A 12,501-nucleotide genomic window follows, 5' to 3' on the forward strand; every position below is an offset into this window, starting at 1 on the left:
TGGTCGGCTAACTAACGAAAGCAGCTGCCCGGCGGATTTGTTTGGCAAAACAATCCGGGGGGTACGGCGCTTCGTACATCGCCTGCTTTAAATATATACTGCTCTTCTCGTTACCACACCTCATGTCACACTCCTACTCCCTGGCCGCCCTGGCCACTTCCGTTCTGCTTGCTGCGGCCCCGCGCGCGCAGGCTCAAAGCATCATCACGGGCTTTATGGCTGGTAAAGGCCACGGCTCGGTAGCCGTAAGCGGCACGCTGGAACGGTACACGGCAGTGTACCTGGTACCGGAAAAGGTGGATGCCGTGCCGGTTTTCAAAAAAATCAATGTTTCGTCCATCAACCTGTTTGCCAACTACGGCCTTAGCGACAAGGTGGAAGTGGTGCTCAGCCTGCCCTACATTCGCTCGGAAGGGCAGGCCGATGACCAGGTAGTGCAGGCTCAGGGCTATACCAACCGCCGCCAAGGCTTTCAGGATATTTCGGCTTACTTGAAGTTTAAGGGGTACTCTACGGAGGTGGGCAGCAGCCAGCTCGATTTGCTGGGCGCAGTGGGCGTAAGTACGCCGCTGAGTAATTACCAGTCGGCTCAGGGGGTGCAATACATCATTGCCATTGGCAACCGCGCCACTAAGGGTACAGCCCTGGGCGTGGCGCACCTGAAAACGCCGATTGGGGTGTTTCTGACCGGGCAGGCCGGCTACAGCCTGCGCAGCGGCCGGGTACCCAACGCGTTTTTGGCGGAGGCCAAAGCCGGCTATGCTGGGCTGAAGCTGTACGTGGAAGGATGGATTTCCTTTCAGAAGTCGGACAAATCCGGCACCGATATTCTGCAGCCTGGCTTTGATGGCAACTTCACCGCTACCCGGGTAGACTACGCTCGTGTGGGGGGCAGCATTTTCCGCCCCTTGGCTAAGGGCGTGGGCGTAGTGCTGGGCGCTAGTACCTACGTAGCGGGCCGCAACATTGGGAAGTCTACGGCAGGCTCCCTGGGCGTAGCGTACAACTTCTAGCTTCCGGGCAACAGGTCGCCGATATGCGCCGTGCGCGCCATCACCAAGGCGTGCAGCTGCGCTTCGGATAGGTCGTCCAGGGCCAGCAGGGCCGCGTAGGGGTTGCCGGGCAGCTCAAGCAGGTGGGCAAATGCCGGCTCTGTTTTCATGCCTTGCTGCTTGAGCTGGCGTACGGCTGTCCGCCACGCGGGCCCGCCCAGTTGGAGGATCCGGTCTTCAACCAGCAGGTGCCGAAACCCGTTCTGGGCCGCAACGGGCCGAGCCTGCCCGAAGATTTCTACGGCAAAACCAGCTTGTTGAAACTGACACAACGTGGTGGAGAATCCATCGATTACCGGCTGCGCCAGCGCGAAACCCGGCTTGGTGCCGAAGTGCCGACGGAGTAGTGCCTGAAAAGCTGCCGTGGCCGGGGTGGGTACTTCGCACAACACGTCTAGGTCGCTGCTAGCTATGTCCACGTCCAGCGGTACGGTGCCGGCCAGCGTGGGCCTGAACTCGTTGAGCAGACTCCATATCCCCGCGCTTTGCAGCGCAGCGTAGGCCTGCTGCTGCCGGGCCGGGCCAGTGCGCAGATAGTCCAATTCATGCCAGTTGCGGGGCGGCATTGCAGAAATTTAAGAAGGAAGCTGAAAGTACGGGTTCTGAATAATGCCCAGCACATTGGCGAACGGGTCCAGCACCGTGCCCAGCAAAATGCCGCCGCCCACGTCATGTACCGCCTCGTGCGGCGTAGCCCCCAGCGCCAAAAGTCGGGCAAATGCCGCTTCGGCGTCGGGCACGCCCCAGTAGGCTACCTGCCCACCCGTTCCGGTGGGGCCGTCGGGTATCAGGCCCAGCTCGTAGCCACCTACGTTGAAGCCCGCGTAGAATGGCTCGTTGAAATAAGGCTCCTCGCCCAGCACAGCGCGGTACCAGGCCACGGCTTCGGGTAGGTTACTGGCGGTGTAAACGATGGTGCGCAGCCCTAGGAGCATAAGAAACCGGGAAAGAAGTTGGCTGGCAAGATAGCGCATTCCGAAGCTGCGTTGTTCTGGTAATAGTGGTTTGCAACCCCGGGCCGGCCGTGCGCCGTAGGCAAAAGGCTGCCGGCTCCTTCGTTCACCGCTGGTCTTTCCTTTCGCGCTGTTATGTCCGTTGCTACTGCTGCATCTCCCGAGCCCAGGCCTTCCCTTACCACCCCGTTCACCTACGCCGTATTCCGGGCTATCTGGCTGGCCTCGGTTGTTTCCAACATTGGTACCTGGATGCAGAACGTAGCCGGGGTATGGCTCGTCACTACCCTGACCACCTCGGCCCTGCTGGTTGCCCTGATGCAGACGGCCACCAGCCTGCCTTCCTTCCTGCTCAGTATGCCCGCCGGCGCCATCGGCGACCTGATTGACCGGCGCAAGCTGTTGCTGGTGTCCCAGAGCTTTATGGGGGTAGTGGCCTTTTTGCTGGGGGGGCTTACCCTGGCCGGGGAGGTATCGGCGCTGGGCGTGTTGGCCTTTACTTTCCTGCTGGGCTTGGGAGCGGCGGTAAACGCCCCCATCTGGCAGACTGTAACCACGGAGCTGGTGCCGCGCCCGGTGTTGCCCTTCGCCATTACCCTGAACGGGGTAAGCAACAACATTGCCCGGGCTATTGGCCCCGCGGTAGGTGGCGTTATCATTGCGTACTACTCACCAGGCTACGTATTCCTGCTGAACGGCCTCTCGTTTGTGGCTACCTGGGTGGTGGTGTACCGGTGGAAAAGAGCCGAAACCGTAACGAATGGCCCCGCCGAAAACTTCACGGGGGCCCTGCGAGCCGGGCTGCGCTACGTGCAGTATTCTCCCGCCATTTACGCCGTGCTGGTGCGCACCTTTGCTTTCTCCTTCGGGGCCAGCGCTATGTGGGCCCTGCTCTCGGTGGTCACGGCCCGCCGCCTGCTGCTGAGCTCCGGCTCCTACGGGGTGCTGCTTTCCTGGCTGGGAGCCGGCGCCATCACGGGGGCTTTCCTGATGGGGCGGGCTGGTCATCGGCTGTCGTTCAACCAGCGGGTGCTGCTGGGCACCCTGGTGTTTGTGGGCACCAACGTGGGCCTGGCCCTGATTCCTTCGGTGTACTGGCTGTATCCGCTCATGTTTCTATCGGGTATAGCTTGGCTGATGGTGATGACCAGCCTGAGCACCACGGTGCAGCTGCACGTGCCCAAGTGGGTACAGGCCCGTGTGGTGAGCATCTACATGCTGGTGTTTCAGGCGGGCTTGTCGTTGGGCAGCATTGTGTGGGGCGAGCTGGCCGACCGGGCCAATCTGCCGCTGGCCTTGCTGCTGGCCGCCGGCTGGATGCTGCTCAGTCTGCTGCTGGCGCTGCCGTTTCCGCTGCGGCCGGCCGAAAACCTCGACTTCACCCCCGCGGGCACCTGGCCCGTGCCCAACGTTCATCCCGATATTGACCCCGACGACGGACCCGTAGTAGTGATGGTGGAGTACCAGGTGGCCGTAGCCAACCAGCCCGCCTTCCGCCAGGCGGCGGCCCAGCTCACCCGCCTGCGCCTGCGCGACGGGGCCCTGCGCGCCGGCGTGTTCACCGATTTGGGGCGGCCTGAGTGCATCATCGAGTTTTTTTACGTGGCTACCTGGGGCGAGCATGAGCGCCAGCACCAGCGCTTCACCCGCGACGACGCGCAAATTCGGGCGCAGGTGCGCCAGTTTCATACTGGCACGACCCCGCCGCGCGTTACCCATTTCCTGGCTTTCCCGAAGTCGGCCAACGTGGAGGTGGCTACCAACGTGGAAAACATGCAAGGGCAACAGTAGCCCCGGAGGTGCCGGCCACTTGGTCTTACTTTTGCTGTGGCGGGCCAAGTACACGCCAAGGCGGCGGACCCTCTTCCGTTGGTCTTGGAAATTTTCTCACCTTCGTACTGCCTGGGCTGGGCCCCGGCTGCGTAACCACCCCATTCCCTCGGCCTATGCCTAAACTAGTTTTCCTGCTGCTGTTGGCGCTGCTGATGGTAGTCTCCCCCGAAATGAGCTCGGCAGAACCCACTGCCAGCGCCAGCCCCGAGGCCGCCACGCTGGGCCCGCCCAAAGTGCACCGCCCCAACTACAAGCGCTACCGCGGCAACAGCCGCAGTAAAAAACGCCGTCGGGGCTTGTTCAAACGGTGGGCTGCCCGTCGCAAAGCCAAGCGCCAGCAAAAAGCCGCGCCGCCGCGCCGGGGCGTTATTCGGGTAGATGCTCCCGATGTGAAGATGCCCCCCAAGCCCCAGCCATAATCCGACCGGAGCGAAAGACAGAAAGTCCTCCCGCTGCAGCACCCATTCGGGAACTGTAGCGGGAGGACTTTCGCGTTTAAATCAGGGCTGCAGGGCTAGCGCCGTACTTGGGCAGTGGCGTTGGCCGGCACTACGGCTTGGTAAGCGCTGGGCGACAGGTTGAGCGGGTAGCGGTAGGTATTGGCGCCTAGGCTCACCAGTACTTCATACTGCTCACCCACCAGGTTTTGCACGTTCAGCTTGTAGCCGAAGGAGGCCTCGCTGCTGCGGCCCACGGAAAGGCGGGCGCCGTCGCGCATGCGTACAATCTGCACCCGGCCCTTTTGCTGAGCTGGGTTGCTGATGCGCAGCAGATACACATTTTCATCTAGTTTGCTGACGTAGGTGGGAGCCGACGCCGCTACCACCTGGGCTTGGGCAGCGGAAGAAAAGCCCAGAGCGGCAAGGGCGCCAAGCAGTAGAACACGGGAGGGGGTTGACAAAAGCGTTTTCATAGAAAAGTAGGAAAAGGTTGGAGGTTGGTAACGTGCTGACCTTCGCGTTTCAGCTCTGCATCAGTACTGCCTATTAGGTGCTTATTTTGCTTCAACCGTTGCCTGGGCATACCTACATAATGATGTGATAGCGCTTACAGGTGGCCCTGGAGCCGGACTGGCGGCCCTGTATGAGTTCAGATAAGGCCTGGGGGCGGGTTTATGGAGCCGGAGGGCTTCGGGAAAGCAACCACCCGCGCTGGCGTGCGTTAGGGCCAGGGAGTTGGGTTGCCGGCTTCTTCCGCTTACTTAGAGGAATATTCACGCCCTCCGGCGGCTGGCCCTGGTGTTTTCCAGAGCTTTGCCCTGTTTACTTTCCCGACCAGCTGCTCTGCTTCATGGTGTCTGCCCTGCCCTTGAGCGTGTTCAATGCCCTGCCCGACGCCGGCTTGCTCCTGGCGCCCGATCTGACCGTTGTGGCGGCGAACGACGCGTATCTGGCCGCTACGCACACCCGGCGGGAAACTTTGGTTGGGCAAAACATCTTGGCGGCTTTCCCCGATAACCCCGCCGCGCCCGAGCTGGCGGCATCCCTGGCTCAGGTGCAGCGCACGGGCCAGCCCCACCAAACGCCCCCCCTGCGCTACCCGTCTGCTCCGGCCCGCTACTGGCAGGCCCGCCACGTGCCGGTGCCCGACGAGCAAGGCCAGTTAGCCTATATTCTACACTTGTTAAGCGAACTGCCGGCCCAGGTCTCGCACCTGCCGCCAGCCGATGCCCGGGAAGTGCGGGCCCAGGAGGGCAATGAGGAGCTACGGGCCGCCAACGCCGCGCTGGAGCAAGCGGGGCAGGCCCTGCGCGAGCTGAACCAGCAACTGGAAGCCCGGGCCGAGGAGCGTACCCAGGCCCTGCAGGAAGCCCTGCGCGAAGCCCAGGCCCAGCGTGAGCAGGTGCAGGTACAGGAACTTACCCTGCAACAGATTCTGGGGCAGGTGCCGGCGGCGGTGGCCACCTTGCTCGGCCCGGAGCACCGCTACGCGTTTTTCAACAAGCCATACCAGGTGCTGGCGGGCGGGCGGCCCCGCCTGGGCCACACCGTGGCCGAGGTACTGCCCGAAGTGCTGGCGCAGGGTTTCGTGAAGCTGCTCGATGAGGTGTACAGCACCGGCAAGCCTTACTTGGGCGTAGAGGTACCGGTACAACTCCTGAATGCTGCCGGCCAGCCGGAACAGCGCTACGTGGATCTGGTATACCAGCCCATGATTGACGAGGGCGGGATTATCCAGGGTATTCTGGCCTTTATTGTGGATACCACGCAGAAAGTAAAAAGCCAGCAGCAGGCGGCCCAGGCTGAGGCCGATGCCCAGGCCACCACGGCCCAGCTGGCCGCTCAGCGGGAAAGCTTTTTCCAGGTGTTTGCCCAAACGCCGGCTTGCATTGCCATTCTGCGTGGGCCCGAGCACCAGTTCGAGTTCGTGAATGCTCCTTATCAGCAGCTCTTCCCCGGTCGACAGCTGTTGGGCCGGCCCCTGATTGAGGCCCTGCCAGAGACAGCAGAGTATGGCTTTGTGAAACTTCTGGACCAGGTATACCAGACCGGGGAGCCTTACTTCGGCGCCGAAATGCCCCTGCAGATAACGGCCGAAGATGGTAGCCTGCTGCCCGAAGCCTTTTTTACCTTCACTTACCAGGCCTACCAGGAACAAGGACAGCCGGTGGGCGTGTCCATTTTCGCATTCGACGTAACCGAGCAGGTGCGGGCCCGGCAGGAAGCAGCCGTGCATCAGGCGCAGCTACAGGCCCTGTTTGAGCAGGCGCCCGTAGCCGTTGCTATTTTTCGCGGCCCCGATTACCTGATTGAGGTAGCCAACGTGCTGGTGGCCCAGCTTTGGGGCCGGACCCCGGAAGAAGTGGTGGGCCGGCCCCTGCTCGAGGCGTTGCCAGAAGTGCGCGACCAGGGCTTCAAGGAGCTGATGGACGAAGTAGTGGCCACCGGCTCACCCTTTGTGGCCCAGGAGGTGGCCGCCCAGCTGCTGCGCAATGGCCGCATGGAAACGGTGTACCTCAACTTCGTGTACCAGCCCCTGCGCGATGCCAGTGGCCACATCAGCAGCGTGGCGGTGGTGGCCACGGAGGTAAGTGGGCAGGTGGCCGCCCGCAAGGCCAGTGAAGCCAGTGCCCGGCAGCTGCGCCTGCTAACCGATGCGCTGCCCGTGCTTATTGGCTACCTCGACCTAGAGCGCCGCTACCGGTTTGCCAACCGCGCCTACCAAGCCTGGTTTAATCTCGACCCCGCAGAGCTGCTCGGTCGCCCCGTGTGGGAAGTAGTGGGGGAGGCTGCTTACCAGGCCACGCAGGGCTACATGGCGCGGGCCCTGGCGGGGGAGCAGGTAGACTTTGAAGCCCGCATGCCGTACCGGGAAGGCTTCGTCAGGCACATCCGCACCAGCTACATCCCCGATGTGCAGCAGGATAAAGTGGCGGGCTTCTATACCCTGGTCACCGATATAACGGAGCAGGTGCTGGCCCGTGAGCAGGTGCAGGCCGCCAACACCGAACTGGCCGCCGCCAACCAGGAGCTTACGCGCACCAACCAAGACCTGGATAACTTCGTGTACGCCGCCTCCCACGACCTGAAGCAGCCTGTTAATAACCTGAGTGGCCTGTTTGAGGAGCTCTACCGCAGCATCCGGTTTATAGAGCCCGAGGAAGAGCAGGTGTTGGTTCCCCTCATTCAGCAGGCTCTCCATCAGCTCAGCGTCACCATCGACGACCTGGCTATGCTGGGCCAGACCCAGCAGGCCGGCAAGGCTCCGGGGGAGCTGGTGCTGCTGGCCGAGCTGACGGAGGAAGTGCTGAATGTGCTGGAGCCGCAGATGCGGGCCGCCCAGGCACGCATTACTACCGACTTCGCGGCCTGGCCAACCCTGGCGTACCCGCGGGCCAACCTGCGCACGGTGCTACTCAACCTGCTGAGCAACTCCCTCAAGTACGCCGACCCGGCCCGCCCGGCCCGCATTCATCTTTCGGTGTGGGTAGATGCTGGCCAGCCCGTGCTGATGGTGGAAGACAATGGCCTGGGCTTCGACGCCGAAAAATACGGTGCCGAGTTGTTTCAGCTGTTTCGACGGCTGCATCAGCACACTTCTGGCTCGGGTGTAGGTCTTTACCTGGTCAACCGTATCGTGCAGGCCAATGGAGGCCGCATTGAGGTGGATAGCCAGGAAGGCGAGGGCGCTACCTTCCGCATTTGGCTGGGCCGGTCGGGCGAGTAAGCCTCAACCAATAAAGTGCCGTGGGCCCGAGTAAGGCAGCGCCTCTTGCCGAAAAATGCCCGGGCAGCTCCTGGAAACAAGCTGACCCCAGGCTAGGCAGCTAGTGCCCAGCCTGTGCGAAGTAATACAGCAGTCCCGCCACCGCGCTGATGCCAATCCATAGAATCAGGTTCAGCTTAAAGCGGTAAAGCCCAACCAGCGACACCAGCACCCACACCAGACTGGGCCAGTGCAGCTGCGACCAGTGCAGTGGCCCGGCCGGAAAGAGGACACTGCGGCCCAGGTACACCGCCAAGTTGAGGATAACGCCCACCACGGCGGCTGTGATAATGCTGAGCACGGCTTTGAGCTGGGGGTTGTGCTGGGTGCGCTCAATCAGTGGGGCGCCTACCAAAATGAACACAAAGCACGGCAGGAAGGTGTAGTACGTAGTGGTGAGCAGGCCCAGCGCACCAAAGGCCAGGGAGCCGCCAAAGTGCGTGTAGCCGCCCATAAAGCCCACGAAGGCCAGCACCATAATGAGGGGGCCCGGCGTGGTTTCGCCCAAGGCCAGGCCGTCGAGCATCTGGCTCTGCGTGAGCCAATGCAGCTTTTCCACGCTCACCTGCGCCACGTAGGGTAGTACCGCGTAGGCGCCCCCAAAGGTAACCAACGCGGCCTGGGTGAAGAACAGCGTGAGCATGCGCCAAAAGGAAAAATCGGGGGTGGTACCGGCCAGCACCCCAAGCGGCAGTGCCCACAAACCCAGGGCGGCCCCCAACTGTCGCAGCAGGCGGGGCCAGGCAAAGCCAGTGCCGGGCACCATGGAGCGGGTAGTCAGAAAATAGCCCTCTTCGGCCTGGGTAGCGCGGGCGTGGGCAGCTTCCGAGGAAGGGCGTACCGGGAAGAACCGCTGCGCCAGCAGGGCTACCACGGCCGCCCCGATGATGAGCAGGGGAAAAGGAATGTTCAGCCAGAAAATCCCCAGGAAGCTGGCTGCCGCCACGGCATAGTGTAGCGGGCTCAGCAACGACTTCTGCCCGATTTTCATCATAGCCAGCAGTATAACGGCCACTACAGCGGGCTTCAGCCCCAGAAAAACGCCTTGCAGGGCCGGCAGCGTACCTACCGTGACGTAGAGTAAACTCAGCGCGAGCAGGATAAACACCGAAGGCAGCACAAACAGAATGCCCGCTGCCAAGCCACCCCGCGTGCCGTGCAGCAGCCAGCCAATGTAGGTGGCCAGTTGCTGGGCTTCGGGGCCGGGCAGCAACATGCAGTAGTTCAGAGCGTGCAGAAACTTGGCGTCGGAAATCCAGCGCTTCTCCTCTACCAGCACCGTGTGCATAATACCAATCTGACCAGCCGGTCCGCCGAAGCTGATAAAGCCCAGCTTCAGCCAGAAGCGCAGTGCTTCCGCGAAAGTAGGCTTAGACACCGGGATAAGAACCTGTTGCATGAGAAGGACCGCCCCAGAAAAGGTGTGCTGCGGGCTGTGGAGGCGCAATGCTAAGGCAGGAAAGGCGAAGAAGATAGCACAGAATTTTCTCCTGGAAGAATCTTTACCTTGGGCTTACGGGGCCCCGGGAGCTTTTACGGTAGGCGGCGGGGCTCTGGCCGGTCTGCTGCCGAAAGATTCGGGTGAAGTGGCTCTGGTCCGAAAATCCCGTCAGGTAGGCTATTTCTGCCAGGGAGTAAGCAGGGTTTTTCAGCAGCTGCAAGGCCTTGTCGATGCGCAGCTTGCGGCTGTATTCTCCAAAGGAGAGGTTGTCGAAGTAGCGGGCAAACTCCCGCGACAAATAGGTGGCGTTAACCTGGAGGGCGTCGGCCACGTCGGTGAGGCGCAGGGTGAGGTTAGTATCTACGTGGTCCTGGATCAGCTCCCGCAGCTGTCCGGCCCAGGCTGGCGGCGCGCTGCCCCGGTCTTTACTGCGCCGCAGGTAAGCTGTGTAGGCCTGAACCAGCAGCTGCTCTTCGCCGTGCTGGGTGTGGGGCTGCCCTTGCAGGTGCCGGGCCCAGCTGTACAGGGCATCGTAGATCAGCAAGCCCTGCTGAAGCAGTTGCTGGTCGTCCCGGATGTTGTAGGCCAACCCCGCCGAAATAGCCCAGAGCCCGGCCGCCTCTCGGGCCAGGGCGTGGTTGTCGGTATCGGCACCGCGCACAATGGGGGCCAGCAGGTGCAGGGCCGGATCGGTAAGCTGGTATTTGCGCAGGAAATAATCGAAGGTGCACTCGGCCCCGTAGTGCGTAAACTCTACACCCGGTACGTCGAAAGGCGTAGCTCCAATGCGGGCCGCGGTGGGTACCACGGCATCGGCGGGCACGTACAGAATTTCAGCGGCGGGGTCGATAAAACGCAGAATAAGCCAGGGGCAGGCTAATCGGTCAACCTTAGGATGCTCGCGGGTTATCCACTGCATAAGTCAGAAAAAGGCGTGGCAGATGCTACCAGAAGAAGCATAAGGTAGCATTTCCCGGGCCTGTTCAGAGTCCGAGCAGCAGTTGATTGTCCGGCAGTTCTGCACGGCCGAGGAGCGCTACATCAACCTGCTACCCCAGCATCCACACCTGCTGCACCGCGTGGCGCTGGGCCACGTTGCCTCTTACTCAGGCATTACGCAGGTCACGCTGAGCCGCGTACGGGCCAAGCTTCGTCAGGCCAATCTGTCTTGTTATGCCCTGACTTTCAGCCTCAGCACGGAGCCAGCCAGCGTGCGTGCCGCATCCAGGTAGAAGGCAACTTTGAACTGGGAAATAAGAATACAACGGAGGGAGGCATGGCCAAAACAGAAGATAGAACGGCAAAAGTCAGTACCCAAGCCTACGTTTCTATTTACCAATGTTATAAACGACTAGTACCTAAGCTGCGCCAAGTAGCTCCTCCTACGCAAACGCCCGGCTAGCCAACAACTCAATAGAGGCAGCGCCCTGAGAATGCGGCAAGCCTGAAAACGAAGAAAGTCCGCCGGTTAGGGCGGACTTTCTCACGTTTGTGCGCTCCCTCCTGGGCTCGAACCAGGGACCCTCTGATTAACAGTCAGATGCTCTAACCGGCTGAGCTAAGGAAGCGGTTATGGCGGTAGTTGGCTACCGTTGCGGGTGCAATATTAGGTCAGAAAACCACTTTGTGCAAGAATATGCTCTAATTATTTTTTTGCGCGGAGCCTAATTTGTGATTGTCAGGGTATTGCCGGAAAGGGCAGTGCCATATTGCCGCAAGGGGCGCCGGGCGGGACCAGCCTGTACTTGGCCTTTCAGGTCAAACTGGGAGTTGCAGCATTTATCCACCAGGAAGAGGCGAGAAGCATCTATTTCAACCTGGGCGCAGGCGTCGTAGGGCTGGAAGGGGCAATTTCGCTCGAAAGCCAGGTACACGCTGGCACTTTGCCGTATAATCAGCAGGCCGCGTACGCCGCCGGGATGGTAAATCATGCCCCCGTCAAAGCGCAGGGCGGTGTATTCCTGCTGGGTGAGCAGCAGGCTTTCGTTGACAATGGCCAACGGAATCTGCGGTTCAGCGTCCGTGCCTGAATCGGAGCAGCCGGCTAGCAGCCCCACCAGTAGCGTAGCGCGCCATGCCTTACGAATAGTCATAAAATCCTTTGCCCGTTTTGCGGCCGTGGTGGCCGGCATCAACCTTTTGCTGCTGTATACGGCTAGGGCGAAATTTGGCGTCGTAATGAAATGCTTCGAACATGGCCGAAGTCACCGAAAAGTTCGTGTCGACCCCAATCAGGTCCATCAGCCGGAACGGGCCCATCCGAAAGCCCGAGGCTTCCAGCAGTTCATCTACCACCTCAAAGGAGGTGACCTGCTCCTCTGCAATTTTCAAGCTCTCCACGTAGAAATGCCGCGCTACCCGGTTCACAATAAAGCCAGGCGCATCGGCGGCGTACACGGCCGTTTTGCCGAGCTGCAGAGCTAGCTGATACACCAACTCCGCCACAGCCGGGCTGGTAGCGGCCCCTTTTATAACCTCTACCAGCGGCATCAGCGGAGCCGGGTTGAAAAAGTGCATACCGACTACGCGCTCCGGGTGCGGCACGGGCGCAGCCAGCCGCGTAATGGGCAACGACGACGTATTAGAGGCCAGAATAGTAGTAGGAGAGTTGAGCATGGCCAGCTCCCCAAACAACTGGTGCTTTACCGCTAGCTTTTCCACCACGGCCTCAATAATGAGGTCGGCCTGAACGGTGGTCAGGTCGGTGGTTGGGCGCAAGCGGGCCAGCGCCTCGTCGCGGGCTTCTGGGGCTAGTTTGCCCTTTTCTACTAGCTTGCCCAGGCCAGCCGCAATGGCCTGCTGCGCTTTGGTGAGTACTTCTTCGTTCAGGTCGAACAGCACCGTGGGGAAGCCGTGCTGCACGCACAGCTGCGCAATGCCCAGGCCCATGGTGCCGGCTCCTACCACGGCAATTGTGCGGATGGCAGATGAAACAGCTAAGGCAGGTTGGGCAGAGGCATCCATAAGAAATATCGGTTTGCAGGTAGAGAACAGTGGTGACCGATGAGCCAGCTAC

At 61.2% G+C, this 12,501-nt stretch carries 12 protein-coding genes and 1 tRNA gene; 5 read left to right on the plus strand and 8 right to left on the minus strand.

Annotated features, from left to right (window positions below; translation table 11 throughout):
* Nucleotides 1-122: 122 nt before the first annotated feature.
* Nucleotides 123-1,013, plus strand: a complete 891-nt coding sequence (locus tag FY528_RS10840; protein ID WP_149071030.1) for a hypothetical protein — start codon at nt 123-125, stop codon at nt 1,011-1,013.
* On the opposite strand, the gene FY528_RS10845 is transcribed toward FY528_RS10840, so the two are convergent.
* Together FY528_RS10845 and FY528_RS10850 are read right to left on the minus strand one after the other, a co-directional pair.
* A complete protein-coding gene (locus FY528_RS10845; protein WP_149071031.1) occupies nt 1,010-1,618 on the minus strand; it encodes a DUF4269 domain-containing protein in 609 nt (202 codons plus the stop codon). The genes FY528_RS10840 and FY528_RS10845 overlap by 4 nt on opposite strands.
* A 9-nt stretch (nt 1,619-1,627) precedes the next feature.
* A complete protein-coding gene (locus FY528_RS10850) occupies nt 1,628-1,987 on the minus strand; it encodes a VOC family protein (RefSeq protein WP_149071032.1) in 360 nt (119 codons plus the stop codon).
* Between the two features lie 153 nt (nt 1,988-2,140).
* Here FY528_RS10850 and FY528_RS10855 point away from each other — a divergent pair, with 153 nt between their 5' ends.
* Nucleotides 2,141-3,796: an MFS transporter gene (locus FY528_RS10855; protein ID WP_149071033.1), complete on the plus strand. Its 1,656-nt coding sequence runs from the start codon at nt 2,141-2,143 to the stop codon at nt 3,794-3,796.
* Between the two features lie 155 nt (nt 3,797-3,951).
* On the plus strand, nt 3,952-4,257 hold the full coding sequence (locus FY528_RS10860; protein WP_149071034.1) for a hypothetical protein: 306 nt from the start codon (nt 3,952-3,954) through the stop codon (nt 4,255-4,257).
* 95 nt (nt 4,258-4,352) lie between these two features.
* On the opposite strand, the gene FY528_RS10865 is transcribed toward FY528_RS10860, so the two are convergent.
* Complete coding sequence (locus FY528_RS10865) at nt 4,353-4,751, minus strand: hypothetical protein (protein ID WP_149071035.1); 399 nt, start codon at nt 4,749-4,751, stop codon at nt 4,353-4,355.
* Nucleotides 4,752-5,128: 377 nt separating this feature from the next.
* Between FY528_RS10865 and FY528_RS10870 the strand changes: the two genes are divergently transcribed.
* Nucleotides 5,129-8,005 carry a PAS domain-containing protein gene (locus FY528_RS10870; protein WP_187632079.1) on the plus strand — a complete coding sequence of 959 codons (2,877 nt, stop codon included), beginning with the start codon at nt 5,129-5,131 and terminating at the stop codon, nt 8,003-8,005.
* Between the two features lie 100 nt (nt 8,006-8,105).
* On the opposite strand, the gene chrA is transcribed toward FY528_RS10870, so the two are convergent.
* Both chrA and FY528_RS10880 read right to left on the minus strand, forming a co-directional pair.
* The gene (chrA, locus tag FY528_RS10875; RefSeq protein ID WP_149071037.1) at nt 8,106-9,443 is read right to left on the minus strand and encodes a chromate efflux transporter; all 1,338 of its coding nucleotides are present in this window, start codon (nt 9,441-9,443) and stop codon (nt 8,106-8,108) included.
* Between the two features lie 103 nt (nt 9,444-9,546).
* A complete protein-coding gene (locus tag FY528_RS10880; protein ID WP_149071038.1) occupies nt 9,547-10,404 on the minus strand; it encodes a chromate resistance protein ChrB domain-containing protein in 858 nt (285 codons plus the stop codon).
* An 82-nt stretch (nt 10,405-10,486) separates the two neighbouring features.
* On the opposite strand from FY528_RS10880, the gene FY528_RS10885 reads away from it, so the two are divergent.
* Nucleotides 10,487-10,717 carry a cyclic nucleotide-binding domain-containing protein gene (locus FY528_RS10885; RefSeq protein WP_149071039.1) on the plus strand — a complete coding sequence of 77 codons (231 nt, stop codon included), beginning with the start codon at nt 10,487-10,489 and terminating at the stop codon, nt 10,715-10,717.
* A 262-nt stretch (nt 10,718-10,979) separates the two neighbouring features.
* Here FY528_RS10885 and FY528_RS10890 read toward each other — a convergent pair.
* The 3 genes from FY528_RS10890 to FY528_RS10900 form a co-directional block, all read right to left on the minus strand.
* Nucleotides 10,980-11,053: transfer RNA gene (locus tag FY528_RS10890), tRNA-Asn, on the minus strand.
* A gap of 96 nt (nt 11,054-11,149) precedes the next feature.
* The gene (locus FY528_RS10895; protein ID WP_232066231.1) at nt 11,150-11,578 is read right to left on the minus strand and encodes a Rieske (2Fe-2S) protein; all 429 of its coding nucleotides are present in this window, start codon (nt 11,576-11,578) and stop codon (nt 11,150-11,152) included.
* Entirely contained in the window at nt 11,565-12,449 is an 885-nt protein-coding gene (locus FY528_RS10900) for a 3-hydroxyacyl-CoA dehydrogenase NAD-binding domain-containing protein (RefSeq protein WP_149071040.1), read from the minus strand. Before FY528_RS10900 ends, FY528_RS10895 begins: the two co-directional genes overlap by 14 nt.
* Between the last annotated feature and the right edge of the window lie 52 nt (nt 12,450-12,501).

It is taken from the genome of Hymenobacter lutimineralis (genome assembly GCF_008271285.1).
GTDB classification, from domain to species: domain Bacteria; phylum Bacteroidota; class Bacteroidia; order Cytophagales; family Hymenobacteraceae; genus Hymenobacter; species Hymenobacter lutimineralis.